The organism is Burkholderia sp. ABCPW 11, assembly GCF_001523445.1.
In the GTDB taxonomy this organism is placed as follows: Bacteria; Pseudomonadota; Gammaproteobacteria; order Burkholderiales; family Burkholderiaceae; genus Burkholderia.
Genome location: NZ_LOVM01000098.1, coordinates 48114 through 67623 on the forward strand (window position 1 = coordinate 48114; position 19510 = coordinate 67623).

Consider the following 19510-nt stretch of genomic DNA (forward strand, 5'->3'; position numbering starts at 1 on the left):
CATGGACATTCTTTTTATCGCCGACCCGCTCGAGCATTTCAAGATCTACAAGGATTCGACCTACGCGATGATGGCGGAGGCCGCTCGGCGCGGGCATGCGGTGTACGCGTGCGAGCCGCGCCACCTCGCGTGGACGGGCTCGGCCGTCGAGGCCGACGTGCGGCGCATCACGTTCGTCGGCGAACTGGACGACCTGCATCGCGATACCTGGTTCGACGCGGGTCCGGTCGATGCGCGCCGTCTCGAATCGTTCGGCGCCGTGCTGATGCGCAAGGATCCGCCGTTCGACATGGAGTACGTGACGTCGACGTGGCTGCTCGAGCTGGCCGAGCGCGCCGGCGCGCGCGTGTTCAACCGGGCGCAGTCGATCCGCGACCATTCGGAGAAGCTCGCGATCGGCGAATTTCCGCAGTTCGTCGCGCCGACGCTCGTCACGCGCGACGCGAAGCGGCTGCGCGCGTTCCACGCCGAGCACGGCGACGTGATCCTGAAGCCGCTCGACGGAATGGGCGGGATGGGCGTGTTCCGCGTGAAGCCCGACGGCATGAATCTCGGCTCGATCGTCGAGATGCTGAGCCACGACGGCACGCGCTCGGTGATGGCGCAGAAGTTCATCCCCGAGATCAAGGCCGGCGACAAGCGCATCCTGCTGATCGGCGGCGAGCCGGTGCCGTATTCGCTCGCGCGGATTCCGCAGGGCAGCGAGGTGCGCGGCAATCTCGCCGCGGGCGGGCTCGGCGTCGCGCAGCCGTTGACGGCCCGCGACCGCGAGATCGCCGCAACGCTCGGGCCCGTGCTTGCGTCGCGCGGGCTGCTGCTGGTCGGCCTCGACGCGATCGGCGACTGGCTGACCGAGGTGAACGTCACGAGCCCGACGTGCTTCCGCGAGATCATGGAGCAGACGGGCTTCGACGTCGCCGCGATGTTCATCGACGCGCTGGAGCGTGCGGCCTCGTAGGCCGCCTTCCGCGCAACCCCGGCGGCGGCCGCGCAGGCCCCCCGTCGCCGGAGCCGCTTGACCGGCCTGCTACAATGCCCGCTTGCCCGGTGCCGCGATCGGCGCACCGAAGGCCCGGCGGTCGGGCCGACACTGTTGCAAGGCTGAACATGAAACGTTCCCCACACTCGCTACGCTCATTGCCCCGCCGCGGGGTATCGGCCCGCCAGGGGCGGCCGGGAGCGATCTGACATGGCCGGGATTCTGATCATCGCGCACGCGCCGCTCGCCACCGCGCTGCGGGACTGCATCGCGCACATCTACGGCGGCGTGCCCGCCCGCATCGGCTGCATCGACGTGATGGCGGACAGCGATCCGGCCCAGGTGATGGCGTTCGCGCACGCGGAACTCGCGCGGCTCCGGGAAGACAACGGCGTGGTCGTGCTGACCGACATGTACGGCGCGACGCCCGCGAACATCGCGGGCCAGCTCGCGAAGCTCGACAACGTGCGCGTGCTCGCGGGCGTGAACCTGCCGATGCTCGTGCGGGCCGTCTGCTACCGCACCGTGCCGCTCGACAAGCTGGTCGACAAGGCGCTGTCCGGCGGTGCGAAGGGCGTCCACGAGGTGTCGGCCGGCACGCCGCCGCCGCCGTCGGAAACCGGTTGCGGCCAGTGCGCGCCGATTCCGCCCGAACCGCAGCCGCGCACCGAATCGCACTGAGCCTCCGTTTTCCGTTTTAGACCGACCCGCCGGCGCGCGCCGCCGGCGGTCCCGACCGACCCGACCGAGAATCATGCTTCAACAAGAAACCACCATCGTCAATAAATTGGGGCTCCATGCGCGCGCATCGGCCAAGCTTACGCAACTGGCCGGCAACTTCCAGTCGGAAGTCTGGATGACACGCAACGGGCGCAAGATCAACGCGAAGAGCATCATGGGTGTGATGATGCTGGCGGCCGGCATCGGCAGCACCGTGACGATCGAGACCGACGGGCCCGACGAGCGGGAAGCGATGGACGCGCTGCTGAAGCTGATCGCCGACAAGTTCGGCGAAGGCCAGTGAGCGCGACGCGGAATCATTGCCGTTTCCAGTCAGAATGCCGCGGATACCGCGGCATTTTTTTCGTCGGAAGCATTGATGCGGAATGCGCAATGCTGCGCTGCATGCAGTCAGCGGGGAGTCGCGGAATTTATAATCGCTAACCGGGGTCATAAGCGCATCGCAGCAGTGTGCCGCGGCTTTACTTGTACAGAGGAGGTGCGCGTGTCCTTCACGCTGCATGGCATTCCCGTCTCACGAGGTATCGCGATCGGGCGAGCCTATCTGATCGCGCCGGCGGCGCTCGACGTCGCCCATTACCTGATCGAGGCCAACCAGACCGACGCCGAAGTGGAGCGATTCCGCACGGCGCGCGACGTCGTGCGTCGCGAGCTCGAAGCGCTGCGCGCCGACCTGACCGACGACACGCCGAGCGAAGTCGGCGCATTCATCGACGTCCACACGATGATCCTGAGCGACGAGATGCTCGTGCAGGAAACCATCGACCTGATCCGCACGCGCCGCTACAACGTCGAATGGGCGCTGACCGAGCAACTCGAACTGCTGACGCGCCATTTCGACGACATCGAGGACGAATACCTGCGCGAGCGCAAGGCCGACATCGAGCAGGTGGTCGAGCGCGTGCTGAAGGCGCTCGCCGGTGCGCCGTCCGCGTCGCAGGCGCTCGACGGCGCGGCCAGGAACGGCACGAACGAGATGATCGTCGTCGCGCACGACATCGCGCCGGCCGACATGATGCAGTTCAAGACGCAGTCGTTCCAGGCGTTCGTCACCGATCTCGGCGGCCGCACGTCGCACACGGCGATCGTTGCGCGCAGCCTCGGCATTCCGGCCGCGGTCGGCGTGCAGCATGCGAGTTCGCTGATCCGCCAGGACGACCTGATCATCGTCGACGGCGACCAGGGCATCGTGATCGTCGATCCCGCGCCGATCGTCCTCGAGGAATATTCGTACCGCCAGTCCGAGAAGGTGCTGGAGCAACGCAAGCTGCAGCGCCTGAAGTTCTCGCCGACGCAAACGCTGTGCGGCACGAAGATCGACCTGTACGCGAACATCGAGCTGCCCGACGACGCGAAGGCGGCCGTCGAGGCCGGCGCGGTCGGCGTTGGCCTGTTCCGCTCCGAGTTCCTGTTCATGCATCAGAAGGAGATGCCGGAAGAGGAAGAGCAGTTCGCCGCGTACAAGCGCGCCGTCGAGTGGATGAAGGGCATGCCGGTGACGATCCGCACGATCGACGTCGGCGCGGACAAGCCGCTCGAGGCGCTCGACGAAGGCTACGAAACGGCGCCGAACCCGGCGCTCGGCCTGCGCGCGATCCGCTGGAGCCTGTCCGAGCCGCAGATGTTCCTCACGCAGTTGCGCGCGATCCTGCGCGCGTCCGCGTTCGGCCAGGTGAAGATCCTGATCCCGATGCTCGCGCACGCGCAGGAAATCGACCAGACGCTCGACCTGATTCGCGAGGCGAAGCGCCAGCTCGACGACGCGGGGCTCGCGTACGATCCGAACGTGCGCCTCGGCGCGATGATCGAGATCCCGGCCGCGGCGATCGCGCTGCCGCTGTTCCTGAAGCGCTTCGATTTCCTGTCGATCGGCACGAACGACCTGATCCAGTACACGCTCGCGATCGATCGCGCCGACAACGCGGTCGCGCACCTGTACGACCCGCTGCATCCGGCCGTGCTGCACCTGATCGCGTACACGTTGCGCGAAGCGAAGCGCGCGGGCGTGTCGGTGTCGGTGTGCGGGGAGATGGCGGGCGACCCGGCGCTCACGCGCCTGTTGCTCGGGATGGGGCTCACCGAGTTCTCGATGCACCCGAGCCAGTTGCTCGTCGTGAAGCAGGAGATCCTGCGCGCACACCTGAAGGCGCTCGAAAAGCCCACGGCCGACGTGCTGGCCGCGTTCGAGCCGGAAGAAGTGCAGGCGGCGCTGCAGCGGCTGTCGGTCGCCGAGCCGCGGGCGGATGCGGCTGCCTAGGCGTTCTTGCCGCCGCTAACCATGGCGAAACGTCATGCATGCGCGGCCTGGCGCATGCCCGTCGCGCGTCAGTGCCGGCCCCTGCATACCGGGCAATCGGCCTGGCGCGCGATTTTCATCGTCGTCCATTCCATCCGCAGCGAATCGAGCATCATCAACCGCCCGTTCAGCGTCTTGCCGATGCCGCCGATCACGCGCAGCGCCTCGGCCGCCTGCATCGCGCCGATGATCCCGACGGTCGGCGCGAACACGCCCATCGTCGCGCACGCGACTTCCTCGAACGGCTGGTCTTCCGGGAACACGCACGCATAGCAGGGCGCGGCCGCGTCGCGGAAGTCGAACGTGCTGATCTGGCCGTCGAAGCGCAGCGCGGCGCCCGACACGAGCGGCACGCCGTGCGCGACGCACGCGCGGTTGATCGCGTGCCGCGTCGCGAAATTGTCGGTGCAGTCGAGCACGACGCTCGCATGCGGCACGTGCGCATCGAGCCACGCATCGTCGACGCGCGCCGCGACCGCGTTCACCGTCACCTCGGGGTTCAGTTGCGCGAGCGCGTCGCGCCCCGATTCGACCTTGCTGCGGCCGACCGACGCCGTCACGTGCAGGATCTGCCGCTGCAGGTTCGTGAGATCGACCGTGTCGGCGTCGACGAGCGTGAGTGTGCCGACCCCCGATGCCGCGAGATACATCGCGGCCGGCGAGCCGAGACCGCCCGCGCCGACGACGATCGCATGCGCGTCGAGAAAGCGCTGTTGCGCGTCGATGCCGATCTCGTCGACGAGGATGTGGCGGGAGTAGCGAAGGAGTTGATCGTCGTTCATGGGGGCTCGTGAGCGAGGCGGGCGGACGTTCGTTATTTTAGGCGCGCATGAAAAACGGGCCATCGCGGTCTTCCCGCGATGGCCCGTCGGATGCCGGCCGGCGCTTACTTCGGCGCGGATGCCGGCTTCGGTGCGGAGGCCGGCTTCGCGGCGCTCGCGCCCGATGCCTTCGCGGCCGCGGCGGCCTTGCCGGCCGGGCTCTTCGTCACGCTCTCGGCGAGCAGCGATTTCGATTCCTGGACCGGCTTGCCTTCGAGCTTGTTGAGCGCCTGCTGCATCATGAAGTCGTCGGCGCTGCCGAACTCGATCGGCTTGCGATCGCGATCCTTCTGGCGCTGCTCCGGCGTCTTCTTGTCGTTCTGCTCTTCGAGGACGCGCAGCTGATCCATCCGGCGCTGATCGCGCTCTTCCTGCTCCTTCTTCTCGTTCGGGTCCTGCGTGTTCGCGAGGTGGTTCGAATAGTCGACCTCGCGCGTGACGAGCACGTCGTCCGGATCGCCGTCCGCGTACTGATCGACCGGCACGTCCGGCGTGATGCCCTTGTTCTGGATCGAACGGCCGCTCGGCGTGTAGTAGTACGCGGTGGTCAGGCGCAGCGCGGTGTCGGCCGTCATCGGGCGGACCGTCTGCACCGAGCCCTTGCCGAACGTCGTCTTGCCCATGATCTGCGCGCGCTTCGAATCCTGCAGCGCACCGGCGACGATTTCCGACGCGGACGCCGAATACGCGTTCGTCAGCACGATCATCGGCACGGTCTTGAAGATCGGCGGCAGGTTCTTCAGCGGATCGCCGTCGAAGGACGGCAGACGATAGTTGTCGTACGTATCGCGGTAGACCTGCTTCGAATCGGGGATCTGGCCGTTGGTCGACACGACGACCGAGTCGGGCGGTAGGAACGCGCCGGCCACGCCGACCGCGCTCTGCAGCAGGCCGCCGCCGTTGTTGCGCAGGTCGAGGATGAGGCCCTTCAGATTCGGTTGCTGGCGCGCGATGTCCTGCAGCTTCTGCGCGAGATCCGGCGTCGTGCGCTCCTGGAAGCTCGTGATGCGGACATACGCGTAGCCCGGATCGAGCATCTTCATCTTCACGCTCTGGACCTTGATGATCGCGCGCGTGACCGTGACCGGGAACGTGCGGTCGTCGCTCTTGCGGAAGATGGTCAGCGTGACCTTGGTACCCGGCTCGCCGCGCATCTGCTTCACGGCCTTGTCGAGCGTCATGCCGCGCACCGGCTTGTCGTTGATGCGCGTGATCAGGTCGCCCGGACGGATGCCGGCGCGGAACGCGGGGGTATCCTCGATCGGCGAGATCACCTTGACGAGGCCGTCTTCCTGCGAGATCTCGATGCCGAGGCCGGCGAAGCGGCCCTTCGTCTGCTCCTGGAGCTCGTCATAGTCGGTCTTGTCGAGGAACGACGAGTGCGGATCGAGGCTCGACACCATGCCCTTGATCGCGGCCGTCAGCAGCTTCTTGTCGTCGACCGGTTCGACGTACTCGCGCTTGATCTGCCCGAATACTTCCGCGAACAGGCGGAGCTGGTCGAGGGGAAGCGGCGCCGTGGCGGTCTGCTCGGCCGATGCGGAAACCTGCAGCGTGGCGAACACGCCCGTGGCGAGGCCCGCGGCAATCAGGCCGATGTTCTTCAAATTCATTCGCATAGAGATCTGGTGCGGTCGGGAAGCGCGTGGCGGTAGCGGGGATGTAGCGGACAAGTATAACTGTTCGTCCGATAACTCAGTGGAACGGCGCGAAAAGCGTCGAAAAGGCCGCAGAGGGCCCGGCGAGGCACCGCCGGGCGCGCTGCGGGGTTCGAAAGCGGATTCGACCGCGGCAGGGCCGCGAAGGTTCGCGCGGCGTGCGGCCAGGGGTTCGAGGCCGGGCCCGGCACGCCGCGGCGGAACGCGGCTTGCCCGCCGCGCCGGGCGTCAGCCCGCCTTGCCCTGCTTCGCGACGGCGGCCTGCGCCTGCGCGATCGCTTCCTGGTCGCCGAGGTAATAGTGCGTGATCGGCTTCAGGTTCTCGTCGAGTTCGTAGACGAGCGGCACGCCGTTCGGGATGTTCAGGCCGACGATGTCGCTGTCCGAGATGCCGTCGAGGTACTTGATCAGCGCGCGCAGCGAATTGCCGTGCGCGGCGATCAGCACCTGCTTGCCGGCGCGCACCGCCGGCGCGATCGATTCGTTCCACAGCGGCAGCACGCGCGCGACCGTGTCCTTCAGGCACTCGGTGAGCGGCAATTGCTCGCGCGGCACCTTCGCATAGCGCGGATCGTCGAACGGCGCGCGCTCGTCGGTCGGCTCGAGCGCGGGCGGCGGCGTGTCGTAGCTGCGGCGCCACACGAGCACCTGCTCGTCGCCGAACTTCGCGGCCGTTTCCGCCTTGTTCAGGCCCGACAGCGCGCCGTAGTGGCGCTCGTTCAGGCGCCACGAGTGGACGACCGGCAGGTACATCAGATCCATCTTGTCCTGCACGTGCCACAGCGTGCGGATCGCGCGCTTGAGCACCGACGTATACGCGATGTCGAACGTGTAGCCGGCCTCCTTGAGCAATTCGCCGGCCTGGTAGGCCTCGTTGCGACCCTGTTCGGTCAGGTCGACGTCGACCCAGCCGGTGAAGCGGTTTTCCTTGTTCCACGTCGATTCGCCGTGGCGGATGAGAACGAGTTTGTACATGGATCTTGCGGTCGGTAGTGAAGGGAAGCGGGGCGCGTCGCGCGGCGCCCGGACCGGGCCCGCCATCGCGCAAGGCGGTTATTTTATAATGGCGGGATTGTCCTCATCCGATTTCTCTTCTTTCGGCGGAATTCCGTGACGTTCTTTACCAATTACACCAACCTGGCCCTGATCGCGATCCTGGTGGTTTCCGGTGGCCTGCTCGCATGGCCCGCCCTGCGCCGCGGTCGCGGCGGCCTGTCCGCCGCGGAGGCGACGCAGCTCATCAACCGTCGCAACGCGGTCGTGATCGACCTGCGCGCCGCGTCCGATTTCGCCGCCGGCCACCTGCCGTCGGCGCGTCAGGTCGCGGCGGGCGAGATCGGCGCGAAAATTGCGCAGGTCGCGAAGAACAAGAGCACCCCGGTGCTGCTCGTCTGCCAGAACGGCCAGCAGTCGCAGAAGGCGGCGCGCGAGGTCGAGGCGGCGGGTTACGCCGAGGTGCACGTGCTCGAAGGCGGCGTGGCCGCCTGGCAGCAGGCCGGGATGCCGGTCGTCAAACAAGGAGTGGCAAAGTGAACAAGGTTTTGATGTACAGCACGCAGGTGTGTCCGTATTGCATGCAGGCCGAGCGCCTGCTGAAGCTGCGCGGTGTCGAGCAGATCGAAAAGGTGCTGATCGACCGCGATCCGGCCCGCCGCGAGGAAATGATGACGCGCACGGGGCGCCGCACGGTGCCGCAGATCTATATCGGCGACACGCACGTCGGCGGCTACGACGATCTGTCGAAGCTCGACCGCGAAGGCGGCCTCGTGCCGCTTCTGCAAGCGGCCTGATTAGGGCAGAATGGCCGCCGGCCGCGCCGCGGCTTGGGCGCGCAGGATTCATCCGTGGCGGCCGGCGCACAGCCGGGCCGCCCCGTCACCACTTTTAGGGAAACACCATGTCCGACGTCGAAAACCAACCGTTCTTCAACATCCAGCGCGTCTACCTGAAGGATATGTCGCTCGAGCAGCCGAATTCGCCGGCGATCTTCCTCGAGCAGGACATGCCGTCGGTTGAAGTCGAAGTCGACGTCAAGGCCGACCGCCTCGCGGAAAGCGTCTTCGAAGTCGTCGTGTCGGGTACCGTCACCGCGAAGGTGAAGGACAAGGTCGCGTTCCTGATCGAAGCGAAGCAGGCCGGCATTTTCGATATTCGCAACATTCCGGACGAACAGCTCGACCCGCTCGTCGGCATCGCGTGCCCGACGATCCTGTTCCCGTACCTGCGCTCGAACATCGCCGACGCGATCACCCGCGCCGGCTTCCCGCCGATCCACCTGGCGGAAATCAACTTCCAGGCGCTGTACGAGCAGCGTCTCGCGCAGCTTCAGCAGCAGGCCGGCGGCGCAGCAGGTGCGCCGAACGGCGCGCCGAATGGCACGACGCTGAACTGACGTTTCGCTCGGACCGGTGCTGGGTATGAAAGTAGCCGTTCTCGGCGCCGGTGCCTGGGGCACCGCGCTCGCGGGCCATCTGGCCGCGCGGCACGATACGCTTTTGTGGGCGCGCGACGCCGCGCTCATCGCCGGGCTACAGGCCCGGCACGAAAATTCCCGCTATCTGGACGGCATCGCGCTGCCTGACGCGCTGCGCTACGACGCCGATCTCGGCGCCGCGCTCGCGCATGGCGCCGCGGACGACGCGCTGTGCGTGATCGCCGCGCCGGTGGCCGGGCTGCGCACGCTGTGTCGCGCGATGCGCGACGCAGGCTGCGTGCCCGCGCACATCGTCTGGGTCTGCAAGGGCTTCGAGGCCGGCACGCATCTGCTGCCGCATCAGGTGATCGCGGCCGAGCTGCCCGAACAGCGGAGCAACGGCGTGCTGTCGGGCCCGAGCTTCGCGCGCGAGGTCGGACAGTCGCTGCCCGTCGCGTTGACGGTGGCGAGCACGTCGGCCGAATGCCGCGAGCGCACGCTCGCCGCGTTCCATCACGGCGCGATGCGGATCTATACGGGCGACGACGTGGTCGGTGTCGAGGTCGGCGGCGCGGTGAAGAACGTGCTGGCGATCGCGACCGGCATTTCCGACGGCCTCGGCCTCGGGCTGAACGCGCGCGCCGCGCTGATCACGCGTGGCCTCGCCGAAATGTCGCGGCTCGGCGTGGCGCTCGGCGGCCGCGCGGAAACCTTCACGGGACTCACGGGCCTCGGCGACCTGATCCTCACCGCGACGGGCGACCTGTCGCGCAACCGCACGGTCGGCCTGCAACTGGCGGCCGGCCGCACGCTGAACGACATCCTCGGCGCGCTCGGCCACGTGGCCGAAGGCGTGCGCTGCGCGCAGGCCGTGCTGGCGCTCGCGCGCGCGCAGTCGATCGAAATGCCGATCACGGAAGCGGTGTGCGGCGTGCTGTTCGACGGCATCGCGCCGCGCGACGCGGTCAGCGGTCTGCTGCGCCGCGACGCGCGCGCGGAGTAGGCCCGGCGGGATCGCCCGGCACGGGTGCGCCGGGCACGCGGCGCCAAAGCGGACTACGCTTGAAGCGTCTCCTGCGTTCCGCGAGGTCGTCATGCTGCAAATCCATTCCACCACGCTCGATGCGCAGGTCGTCGACATCACGACGCTCGACGTCGATGCGATCGTCAACGCCGCGAACGGCTCGCTGCTCGGCGGGGGCGGCGTCGACGGCGCGATTCACCACGCGGCCGGCCCCGGCCTGCTCGCCGAGTGCCGCACGCTCGGCGGCTGCGACACCGGCGACGCGAAGCTCACGCGCGGCCACGGGTTGCCCGCGCGCTACGTGATCCACGCGGTTGGCCCGGTATGGTATGGCGGCGCGCGCGGCGAGGCCGAGCTGCTTGCATCGTGCTACCGGCGCGCGATCGAGCTGGCCGAAGAGGTTGCCGCGACGTCGATCGCGTTTCCGGCGATCAGTTGCGGGATTTACCGCTATCCGGCCGAGCAGGCCGTCGACATCGCGGTCGGCACGGTGATCGAAATGCTGCCGCAGGCGCCGACTCTCGCACGCGTGGTGTTCGCGTGCTTCTCGTCCGACATTTACGACCTGTATCGCGCGCGGCTCGCGCGGATCGAGCCGCGCTGAACGTCGCGCGTCATGCGCCGCCTTCGAAGCCGGCCTGACGCCACGCCTCGAACACGACCACCGCGACCGTATTCGACAGGTTCAGGCTGCGGTTGTCCGGCCGCATCGGCAGGCGCACGCGCTGTTCGTTCGGAAAGCGTTCGAGCAGTTCGGCGGGCAGGCCGCGCGTTTCGGAGCCGAACACGAACCAGTCGCCGGGCAGGAACGCACGATCGTGGAAGCGGCCCGAGCCGCGCGTCGTGAACGCGAACATCCGCGCAGGCTCCGGCGCTTCGGCGGCGACGAACGCGTCCCAGTCGCGGTGCACGCGCATCTGCGCATATTCGTGATAGTCGAGGCCGGCGCGACGCATCCGCGCGTCGTCGAGCGGAAAGCCGAGCGGCTCGATCAGGTGCAGGCGCGCGCCGGTGTTCGCGCACAGGCGGATCACGTTGCCGGTGTTCGGCGGAATTTCGGGGGCGACGAGAACGACGTTGAACATGTTTCGGTTGGGCTGGGGCGGCCGGAGCGGCGCAGCGCGCGCGTGCATCCGGCCGGCCGGTTCGTGACGGCCGCACGCGGGCGACCGGCTTCTCTATCTAATTAATCCCTGGCGGTGCGCAGCGCAACCAGATTCGTCACGCGCGCGGCGCCCGCCGCCTTCAACGCCTGCGCGGCCGCCGCGAGCGTCGCGCCGGACGTCATCACGTCGTCGACGAGCGCGATGTGGCGACCGGCGACGCTGCCTGCCACCGCGAAAGCCGCCATCACGTTGTCGCGTCGTGCGTGCCGGTCGAGCCGCGACTGCGGCGCGGTGTCGGCGACGCGCGCGAGCAAGGCAGCCTCCGCCCGCACGCCGAGCCTGCGCGCGAGCGGACGCGCGATCGCCCACGCCTGGTTGTAGCCGCGCGCGACGAGCCGCCGGTGCGACAGCGGCACCGGCGCGACGAGGTCGAAGCTGCGCGCATCACGCGTATCGTCGACCAGCCGTGCGAGCCGGGCCGCGAATTCGCCGCCGAGCGCGAGCCGCGCATGAAACTTCAGGCCGCGCGCGAGCCCGTCGAGCGGCGCGCGGTAATCGGCGAGCGCGAGCGTCGCGTCGAACGGCGGCGGCGCGGTGCGGCACGCGTCGCACCGGTACGCGGCCGCGCGGCCGGCGCCGGGGCGACTGCCGCCGGACGATCGCGCGTGCCCGACGCCGAGCGGCAGCGCGCAGACGTCGCAGCGCAGCCGCGCTTCATTCCAGTACGCGGCATCGCAGGCGCCGCAAATCACGATGTGTGACAAATTGCCGCATAGCGCGCACCGGTTCGGCAACGCGACCGCGGCAACACGCGCGACCCATGTTCCGACGTGCGACAAAACGACGCGCGCCGAGCGTTCGGCGGAACCGCGGACCATCGCAACACTCCTGGCATGCCGCCTCAATGAAGCTTGCGAGGCGAGCGAGTATACTTCGGGCTCTTCGCCAGTGTGCCCGACATGTCCCCAGCTTCGACTTCAACCGGCCGTCCGGCCAATGACGCCAGGCGCCTGCGGCGGATCTTCGACCGCCGTGCCGCCACGTTCGATGCGGTTGCGTTCCTGCCGCGCGAGATCGCGCAGCGGATGAACGAGCGCCTCGAATACATCAAGGTGAGCCCCGCGGCCGTGCTGGATGCGGGCTGCGGCCCGGGCGACGATCTCCCGGCGCTGCGCGCGCGCTTTCCGGAAGCGCCGGTGTTCGGCGTGGACCTGTCCGGCGCAATGCTCGCGCGGGCCGGTCAGCGCGAAGTCGAGCAGACCTCCTGGCGCCGCTGGCTGCCGGCGTCGCTCGGCCGGGCGCTGGGCCAGCGCGGCCCGCGCGTCGCGCAGGCCGACTTCGCCGCGCTGCCGTTCCCGGGCGGCGCGTTCGATCTGATCTGGTCGAATCTCGCGCTCCACTGGCATTCGCGTCCCGATACCGTCTTCCCCGAATGGCAGCGCGTGCTGCGCGTGAACGGGCTCCTGATGTTCAGCACGCTCGGCCCCGACACGCTGCGCGAGCTGCGCGCGGCCTGCGCGGACGCCGAAGCGGCGCTCGGCATCGCGCCGCCCGCCGCGCGTGTGATCGATTTCGTCGACATGCACGACCTCGGCGACATGCTCGTCGAGAGCGGCTTCGAGATTCCCGTGATGGACCAGGAAGTGCTGACCGTCACCTACAAATCCGCCGATTCCCTGCTGGCCGACGTGCGCCGCTGGGGCGCCTATCCGTTCGAGCGCACGGTGCCGCGGCACGCGACGCGGCGCTTTCGCGCGGCGCTCGGCGACGCGCTGGACGCGCGCCGGCGCGAGGACGGCACCATTCCGCTGACCTTCGAGGTGATCTACGGCCACGCGTGGAAGGCCGTGCCGCGCACGACCGCGGAAGGGCACGGGATCGTGCGCATCGAGGACATCGGCAAGGGGCGTCCGAAGAATCGGTAAAGCGGTAAAGAGGGGTTTTGTTATGTCTGAAATTAGCGGCGCAAAGCGGGGTCGAATTGGCGGCTAAAACGGCCGAAAAGCTTGTCGCGCTTGGCTTGGCGGGCGATAGGCGCTTGCTTGTGGATGCCATTGAACCCGCCTATAATGCGTCAGCTTGTCGTCCCGGGGTCCCCGCAATACGGGGCGACGAGTCCGATGCAGGCATGCATCGCATGCCATTCGCGTGAGGCGGCGATGGAAGCAGCGAGGGTTTTGGCGGAGACGGCGGACAGCGAACCGATCCTCGAAGATTGGCTCATGAAACGCAACTGTTCGGTGTCGCCACGCCAGTTCGTGCTGTTTTACGCGTCGCTCGCGGGCTTCTCGCTGGCGATCGCGGCGTTGCTGATGTGGAGAGGGGCCTGGCTCGTCATGCCCTTCACCGGCATCGAGTTGCTGGCGGTGGGTGTCGCATTTGCGATCTATGCTCGCCATGCGGTCGATTACGAGCGCATCAGGCTGTTTCCGCACCGGCTCGTGATCGAGCGGATGGATGCGGAGCGGCTCACGCAGATCGAATTCAACCCGCGCTGGGTGCGGGTCGAGCCGGGTGCGACGCCACGCGATCCGATTCGGCTGGTGTCGCGCGGGCAGACCGTCGTAATCGGGCAGCATCTCGCGCAGTACAAGCGTGCGCAGTTCGCCGACGAACTGCGCGTGTCGCTCAGGCGCTGCGGCTGACGAGGCGCAGCCATCGGCCGGAACGGGCCGGCGGCTTGCGACGGGGGAGGGTTTGAATGGAAATTTTGGGTAAGGATGCTATGAAAACAATCAAGCGAGCCCTCGCGGGCGTGCTGGCATGCAGCGGATTGCTCTTTGCCGGTGCGGCCCTGGCGGTCGGTGATAGCCCGGGCGGCCCCCGTGTCAACGAGATCAACTTTCAGCCGCCGGTCACGAAAATCGCCGAGGAGCTCTACGATCTCCACACGATGATGCTGATCCTGTGTACGGTGATCTTCGTCGGCGTGTTCGGCGTGATGTTCTATTCGATCTTCGCGCACCGCAAATCCAAGGGCCACAAGGCCGCCAATTTCCATGAAAGCACGACCGTCGAGATCATCTGGACGATCGTGCCGTTCGTCATCGTCGTGCTGATGGCACTGCCGGCGACGAAGGCCGTCGTCGCGATGAAGGACACGACGAACGCCGATCTCACGATCAAGGTCACCGGCTACCAGTGGAAGTGGGGCTACGACTACGTGAAGGGCCCGGGCGAGGGCATCGGTTTCCTGTCGACGCTGACCACCCCGCGCGACGAAGTGATGGGCAAGAAGCCGATCACCGACACCTATCTGCAGGAAGTCGACAATCCGCTCGTCGTGCCGGTCAACAAGAAGATCCGCATCATCACGACCGCGAACGACGTCGTCCACTCGTGGTACGTGCCCGCATTCGGCGTGAAGCAGGATGCGATCCCCGGCTTCGTGCGCGATACGTGGTTCAAGGCCGACAAGGTCGGGACGTTCCGCGGTTTCTGTACCGAGCTGTGCGGCAAGGAACACGCGTACATGCCGGTCGTGGTCGAAGTCCTGTCGGACGACGACTACGCGAAGTGGGTCACCGCGCAGAAGGCGAAGCTCGCCAGCGCGGCGGTCGATCCGAACAAGGTCTACACGATGGCCGAACTCGTCGCGCACGGCGAGGAAGTGTACAAGGCGAACTGCGCGGCCTGCCACCAGGTGAACGGCAAGGGCCTCGGCGCGTTCCCGGCGATGGACGGCAGCCCGATCGTGAACGGCCCGATCGCGGCCCACGTCGAGCGCGTGCTGCACGGCAAGGGCGCGATGCCGTCGTGGGCATCGCTGTCGGACCTCGACATCGCTTCGGTCGTCACGTACGAACGCAACTCGTGGGGCAACCACAAGAACGACCTGCTGCAGCCGAAGCAAGTGGCCGACGCACGCAACGGCAAGATGCCGGAAGACACGGCGGGCGCGGCACCGGCAGAAGCGGCTTCGGCACCGGCGCAAGCCGCGTCGGCCGCCGAGCAGCCGGCGGCAGCGGCATCGGCCGCACTGTCGACGATCTACTTCGAGACGGGCAAGAGCGTGCTGCCGGCCGACGCAAAGGCGGCGATCGCCGCTGCGGTCGACTATGCGAAGGCGCATCCGGACGCGAAGCTCGCGCTGTCGGGCTTCACCGACAAGACCGGCTCGGCCGACGCGAACGCCGAACTGGCGAAGCATCGGGCCCAGGCCGTGCGCGATGCGCTGAAGGCAGCAGGCGTGGCGGAAGACCACATCATTCTCAAAAAGCCGGAAACGATCACGGGCGGGGCTGACGCGAAGGAAGCCCGGCGTGTCGAGATCGGCCCGGCGGCTTGACGTGTCGCTGAGTTAGTCGACGTATTCGCATTAGGAGATTCTCATGTCTAGCATCGGGCACGACGTAGCCGCGGACCACGCGCACGACGACCACGCGCACGAAGCCCCGCACGGCTGGCGTCGCTGGCTGTTCGCCACCAACCACAAGGACATCGGTACGCTGTACCTGTTGTTCTCGTTCATCATGTTCCTGTCGGGCGGCGTGATGGCGCTCGGCATCCGTGCCGAGCTGTTCGAGCCGGGCCTGCAGATCATGCGTCCGGAGTTCTTCAACGAACTCACGACGATGCACGGCCTGATCATGGTGTTCGGCGCGATCATGCCGGCCTTCGTCGGCTTCGCGAACTGGATGATTCCGCTGCAGATCGGCGCATCCGACATGGCGTTCGCGCGCATGAACAACTTCAGCTTCTGGCTGCTGCCGGTCGCGGCCGTGCTGCTGGTCGGTTCGTTCTTCGCGCCGGGCGGCGCGACGGCCGCCGGCTGGACGCTGTACGCACCGCTGTCGACGCAGATGGGCCCGGGCATGGACTTCGCGATCTTCGCGGTCCACATCATGGGCGCGTCGTCGATCATGGGCGGGATCAACATCGTCGTGACGATCCTGAACATGCGCGCACCGGGCATGACACTGATGAAGATGCCGATGTTCGCGTGGACGTGGCTGATCACCGCGTACCTGCTGATCGCCGTGATGCCGGTTCTGGCAGGCGCGATCACGATGGTGCTGTTCGACCGCCACTTCGGCACGTCGTTCTTCAACGCGGCAGGCGGCGGCGACCCGGTGATGTACCAGCACATCTTCTGGTTCTTCGGCCACCCCGAGGTGTACATCATGATTCTGCCGGCGTTCGGGATCGTGTCGCAGGTGATCCCGGCGTTCGCGCGCAAGACGCTGTTCGGCTACAGCTCGATGGTGTACGCGACGGCGTCGATCGCGATCCTGTCGTTCATGGTCTGGGCGCACCACATGTTCGCCACGGGCATGCCGGTCACCGGCCAGCTGTTCTTCATGTACGCGACGATGCTGATCGCGGTGCCGACGGGCGTGAAGGTGTTCAACTGGCTCGCGACGATGTGGCGCGGCTCGATGACGTTCGAAACGCCGATGCTGTTCGCGATCGGCTTCCTGTTCGTGTTCACGTTCGGCGGCCTGACGGGCCTGATGCTCGCGATGGCGCCGCTCGACATCCAGTATCACGGCACCTACTTCGTGGTCGCGCACTTCCACTACGTGCTGGTGGCGGGCTCGCTGTTCGCGCTGTTCTCGGGCTGGTACTACTGGGCGCCGAAGTGGACGGGCTGGATGTACAACGAGACGCGCGGCAAGATCCACTTCTGGGCGTCGATGATCTTCTTCAACCTGACGTTCTTCCCGATGCACTTCGTCGGTCTCGCGGGCATGCCGCGCCGCTATGCGGACTACCCGGCGCAGTTCACGGACTTCAACCAGGTGGCGACGATCGGCGCATTCGGCTTCGGCCTCGCACAGGTGTACTTCCTGTTCGCGGTCGCGCTGCCGGCCTACCGCGGCGGCGGCGAGCTGGAAAAGGCGTCGGACAAGCCGTGGGACGGCGCGACCGGCCTCGAGTGGACGGTGCCGAGCCCGGCTCCCTTCCACACGTTCGAGCAACCGCCGCACGTCGAGTAAGTGTCACCCGGCGTTCCGCCGCTGCCTACCGCACAGGCAGGCAGCGGCGGGCGCCGAATCGATGGATCAGCGAAGTTTCAGCGAAGTTGCAGATGACCCGGAATCCACAAGAAAGACGAACGCCCGAGCAGATCCGCGCGGGCAACAAGCGGCTCGGCCTCACCCTGCTCGTCATCGCCGCCGTTTTTTTTGTGGGTGTCGTGATCAAGCAGTGGTGGCTGTCCACCCACTGATGCAGTAATTGACGCAGTAGCGAGGAAGTCGTCGTATGTCGAAGCCGGAAGAGGGCGCCGTGGATCGTGCGTTCAATCGTTCGATGCTGGTGAAGCTCTTCGTCGTGGCCGGGCTGATGTTCGGTTTCGGCTTCGCGCTGATCCCGATGTATCGGGCGATCTGCCAGATCACCGGCATCAACAACCTGGTGCAGCGCGATGTCAGCGAGCGCGAGGTGAAGAACTCGCAGGTCGACTATAGCCGCACGGTGTCGGTCGAGTTCGACGCGAACGCACGCGGGCCGCTCGGGTTCAAGCCGGAGCACAACAGTCTCGACGTGCATCCGGGCGAACTGACGACGATCGTGTACGACGTGACGAACGGGCAGGGCCGGCCGGTCGTCGCGCAGGCGATTCCGAGCTACGCGCCGAAGCAGGCGACGGAGTTCTTCAAGAAGATCGAGTGCTTTTGCTTCACGCAGCAGACGCTGACCGCGAACGAGTCGCGCAAGATGCCGGTGGTGTTCGTGATCGACCCGAAATTGCCGAAGGACGTAAAGACGATCACGTTGTCGTACACGTTCTTCGAACTGAATACACCGGCCACGCCGGCCCCGGCGCAGCGCAGTACGGCGGCGCAGGGTGCGGCGAAGCCGGACGCATGAAGACGGAGGCGGGGCGATGACGGAGGTCAAGCGGAGCGGAACGTTCGGTCAGGCGCTGAGAGCGGTGCTGTGGTCGTTCTTCGGGGTGCGCAAGCGGCGCGACCTGGAGGCCGATGCGACGCAGCTCAATCCGCTGCACGTGCTGATCGTCGCGTTGATCGCGGCCGGCGTGTTCATCGGCGTGCTGATCCTGATCGTGCGTGCCGTCGTGGGCTGAGGCGCGCGGCTGGCGGCCCGCGGCCACGAAAGAATGCAGTGCGCGGCGCCACGGCGCGGCGTGCAGGAAAGAGCGGCGGCAGTCTCGCCGCGCAAGAAATAAAGCCGGAGCGTTTCCGGTACACAAATTGGACTGAAGTGGAGAATCAAGCATGAGCGGTCAAAACCAGACCCCGTACTATTTCGTGCCGCATCCGTCGCAGCATCCGATCAGCGCGGCCATCGGCCTGCTGGTCATGCTCGGGTCGGTAGCGCTGTGGATCAACGGTCACGACTGGGCGCCGTTTACGGCGCTGCTCGGCCTGCTGTGGTTGCTCTTCACGCTGTATCACTGGTTCGGCGACGCGATTGCCGAATCGGAAGGCGGTCATTACGGCAAGAACGTCGACAAGTCCTACCGCTGGAGCATGAGCTGGTTCATCTTCTCGGAAGTCATGTTCTTCGGCGCGTTCTTCGGTGCGCTGTTCTATGCGCGTGAAATCGCGCTGCACCAGCTCGGCAGCCTCGACTACAAGCTGATCTGGCCGGACTTCTCCGCCGTGTGGCCGAACGAAGGCCCCGCCGCGCTCGCCGGTCACTTCAAGACGATGGGCCCGTGGCCGATCCCGACGCTGAACACCGCGCTCCTGCTGTCGTCGGGCGTGACGCTGACGATCTCGCACCACGCGCTGCGCGACGATCATCGCAAGAAGGCGATTGCGTGGCTGGCCGCGACGCTCGTGTTCGGGATCTGCTTCCTGTTCCTGCAGGGCTTCGAGTACTACCACGCGTACAACGAACTGAACCTGACGCTGAACTCGGGCGTGTACGGTTCGACGTTCTTCCTGCTGACCGGCTTCCACGGCTTCCACGTGTTCCTCGGCGGCACGATGCTCGCGGTGGTGCTGGTGCGGATGATCCGCGGCCACTTCAAGCCCGATCATCACTTCGCGTTCGAAGGCGCCGCGTGGTACTGGCACTTCGTCGACGTCGTCTGGCTCGGCCTGTACGTCGTCGTCTACTGGCTGTAAATGGAAAAACGGCCCGCGCAGCGATGCGCGGGCCGTTTTCATTGGTGTGCGGGCGCGGCGGCGAAGCCGCGGCCGACACCGCCCCGGCGCCGCCGCGACTCAGTCAGGCGGCGCTTTTGCTTGGTGGCGCGGCCGTGCGGCGAAATGTCACAGCGGTCGCGGCAGCCGGCGCGGCAACGGCATCAACGTCCGATCGGCAGGCCGGTCGAATGGATCCAGCCCATCCAGTTCGCGAACAGGATGAACAGGAACAGCGACACCGACAACCCGACGCGGGTGGCGAGCGACCAGACCATGCGCTTCGTATGGCCGCGGTCGTGCATCATGAAGTAGAGCGCCGAGCCCATGCTGGCAATGATGAGGACGAAGGCGATGGGAACGAGTATGTGCATGACACGAACCGGACGACGGCAATTCGAAAGGAAGAGGA

The 19510-nt window shown here is 66.9% G+C and carries 23 protein-coding genes; 17 read left to right on the forward strand and 6 right to left on the reverse strand.

Features of this window, described 5'->3' with window-relative positions:
• Position 1 precedes the first annotated feature (1 nt).
• From gshB to ptsP, 4 genes are all read left to right on the forward strand, one after another.
• Positions 2–958 (forward strand): glutathione synthase, encoded by a 957-nt coding sequence (gene gshB, locus WS61_RS31720; protein ID WP_059506555.1) that lies wholly within the window; start codon positions 2–4, stop codon positions 956–958.
• A gap of 231 nt (positions 959–1189) precedes the next feature.
• On the forward strand, positions 1190–1660 hold the full coding sequence (locus tag WS61_RS31725; RefSeq protein ID WP_034208464.1) for a PTS sugar transporter subunit IIA: 471 nt from the start codon (positions 1190–1192) through the stop codon (positions 1658–1660).
• 73 nt (positions 1661–1733) lie between these two features.
• Positions 1734–2003, forward strand: a complete 270-nt coding sequence (locus WS61_RS31730) for an HPr family phosphocarrier protein (RefSeq protein ID WP_059506557.1) — start codon at positions 1734–1736, stop codon at positions 2001–2003.
• 201 nt (positions 2004–2204) lie between these two features.
• Positions 2205–3977, forward strand: coding sequence for a phosphoenolpyruvate--protein phosphotransferase (gene ptsP / locus WS61_RS31735; protein ID WP_059506695.1), 1773 nt, complete (start codon positions 2205–2207; stop codon positions 3975–3977).
• 68 nt (positions 3978–4045) lie between these two features.
• Here the strand turns inward: ptsP and WS61_RS31740 are convergent, their stop codons facing one another.
• The 3 genes from WS61_RS31740 to gpmA all read right to left on the reverse strand — a co-directional run bounded on the left by WS61_RS31740 (position 4046) and on the right by gpmA (position 7470).
• Positions 4046–4798 (reverse strand): molybdopterin-synthase adenylyltransferase MoeB, encoded by a 753-nt coding sequence (locus tag WS61_RS31740; protein ID WP_059506559.1) that lies wholly within the window; start codon positions 4796–4798, stop codon positions 4046–4048.
• A 104-nt stretch (positions 4799–4902) separates the two neighbouring features.
• Positions 4903–6456 (reverse strand): S41 family peptidase, encoded by a 1554-nt coding sequence (locus tag WS61_RS31745; RefSeq protein WP_059506561.1) that lies wholly within the window; start codon positions 6454–6456, stop codon positions 4903–4905.
• A gap of 267 nt (positions 6457–6723) precedes the next feature.
• Positions 6724–7470 carry a 2,3-diphosphoglycerate-dependent phosphoglycerate mutase gene (gene gpmA, locus WS61_RS31750; RefSeq protein WP_059506563.1) on the reverse strand — a complete coding sequence of 249 codons (747 nt, stop codon included), beginning with the start codon at positions 7468–7470 and terminating at the stop codon, positions 6724–6726.
• Between the two features lie 135 nt (positions 7471–7605).
• Between gpmA and WS61_RS31755 the strand changes: the two genes are divergently transcribed.
• The 5 genes from WS61_RS31755 to WS61_RS31775 all read left to right on the forward strand — a co-directional run bounded on the left by WS61_RS31755 (position 7606) and on the right by WS61_RS31775 (position 10536).
• Entirely contained in the window at positions 7606–8028 is a 423-nt protein-coding gene (locus WS61_RS31755; RefSeq protein WP_059506565.1) for a rhodanese-like domain-containing protein, read from the forward strand.
• On the forward strand, positions 8025–8285 hold the full coding sequence (grxC, locus tag WS61_RS31760; RefSeq protein WP_006477722.1) for a glutaredoxin 3: 261 nt from the start codon (positions 8025–8027) through the stop codon (positions 8283–8285). Before WS61_RS31755 ends, grxC begins: the two co-directional genes overlap by 4 nt.
• 107 nt (positions 8286–8392) lie before the next feature.
• Positions 8393–8887 (forward strand): protein-export chaperone SecB, encoded by a 495-nt coding sequence (gene secB / locus WS61_RS31765; protein WP_059506567.1) that lies wholly within the window; start codon positions 8393–8395, stop codon positions 8885–8887.
• Between the two features lie 25 nt (positions 8888–8912).
• Complete coding sequence (locus WS61_RS31770; protein ID WP_059506569.1) at positions 8913–9911, forward strand: NAD(P)H-dependent glycerol-3-phosphate dehydrogenase; 999 nt, start codon at positions 8913–8915, stop codon at positions 9909–9911.
• Positions 9912–10002: 91 nt separating this feature from the next.
• Positions 10003–10536: an O-acetyl-ADP-ribose deacetylase gene (locus WS61_RS31775; protein ID WP_059506571.1), complete on the forward strand. Its 534-nt coding sequence runs from the start codon at positions 10003–10005 to the stop codon at positions 10534–10536.
• Between the two features lie 10 nt (positions 10537–10546).
• Here WS61_RS31775 and trmL read toward each other — a convergent pair whose 3' ends face one another.
• Together trmL and WS61_RS31785 are read right to left on the reverse strand one after the other, a co-directional pair.
• Complete coding sequence (trmL, locus tag WS61_RS31780) at positions 10547–11017, reverse strand: tRNA (uridine(34)/cytosine(34)/5-carboxymethylaminomethyluridine(34)-2'-O)-methyltransferase TrmL (protein WP_059506573.1); 471 nt, start codon at positions 11015–11017, stop codon at positions 10547–10549.
• A gap of 101 nt (positions 11018–11118) precedes the next feature.
• A complete protein-coding gene (locus WS61_RS31785) occupies positions 11119–11916 on the reverse strand; it encodes a ComF family protein (RefSeq protein WP_059506575.1) in 798 nt (265 codons plus the stop codon).
• 81 nt (positions 11917–11997) lie between these two features.
• On the opposite strand from WS61_RS31785, the gene WS61_RS31790 reads away from it, so the two are divergent.
• From WS61_RS31790 to WS61_RS31820, 8 genes are all read left to right on the forward strand, one after another.
• Positions 11998–12963 carry a methyltransferase domain-containing protein gene (locus tag WS61_RS31790; protein ID WP_059506577.1) on the forward strand — a complete coding sequence of 322 codons (966 nt, stop codon included), beginning with the start codon at positions 11998–12000 and terminating at the stop codon, positions 12961–12963.
• A gap of 195 nt (positions 12964–13158) precedes the next feature.
• Complete coding sequence (locus WS61_RS31795) at positions 13159–13683, forward strand: DUF2244 domain-containing protein (RefSeq protein ID WP_052100358.1); 525 nt, start codon at positions 13159–13161, stop codon at positions 13681–13683.
• Between the two features lie 56 nt (positions 13684–13739).
• Positions 13740–15326 (forward strand): cytochrome c oxidase subunit II, encoded by a 1587-nt coding sequence (coxB, locus tag WS61_RS31800; protein WP_059506579.1) that lies wholly within the window; start codon positions 13740–13742, stop codon positions 15324–15326.
• A 43-nt stretch (positions 15327–15369) separates the two neighbouring features.
• A complete protein-coding gene (ctaD, locus tag WS61_RS31805) occupies positions 15370–16977 on the forward strand; it encodes a cytochrome c oxidase subunit I (protein ID WP_006477731.1) in 1608 nt (535 codons plus the stop codon).
• Positions 16978–17069: 92 nt separating this feature from the next.
• On the forward strand, positions 17070–17210 hold the full coding sequence (locus WS61_RS35360) for a cytochrome oxidase small assembly protein (protein ID WP_006486385.1): 141 nt from the start codon (positions 17070–17072) through the stop codon (positions 17208–17210).
• A gap of 35 nt (positions 17211–17245) precedes the next feature.
• Positions 17246–17854: a cytochrome c oxidase assembly protein gene (locus tag WS61_RS31810; protein WP_012329268.1), complete on the forward strand. Its 609-nt coding sequence runs from the start codon at positions 17246–17248 to the stop codon at positions 17852–17854.
• A gap of 16 nt (positions 17855–17870) precedes the next feature.
• On the forward strand, positions 17871–18071 hold the full coding sequence (locus tag WS61_RS31815) for a DUF2970 domain-containing protein (RefSeq protein WP_027785505.1): 201 nt from the start codon (positions 17871–17873) through the stop codon (positions 18069–18071).
• A gap of 151 nt (positions 18072–18222) precedes the next feature.
• Positions 18223–19080 carry a cytochrome c oxidase subunit 3 gene (locus WS61_RS31820; protein ID WP_034208451.1) on the forward strand — a complete coding sequence of 286 codons (858 nt, stop codon included), beginning with the start codon at positions 18223–18225 and terminating at the stop codon, positions 19078–19080.
• A 182-nt stretch (positions 19081–19262) separates the two neighbouring features.
• Here WS61_RS31820 and WS61_RS31825 read toward each other — a convergent pair whose 3' ends face one another.
• On the reverse strand, positions 19263–19472 hold the full coding sequence (locus tag WS61_RS31825) for a twin transmembrane helix small protein (protein ID WP_006752055.1): 210 nt from the start codon (positions 19470–19472) through the stop codon (positions 19263–19265).
• Between the last annotated feature and the right edge of the window lie 38 nt (positions 19473–19510).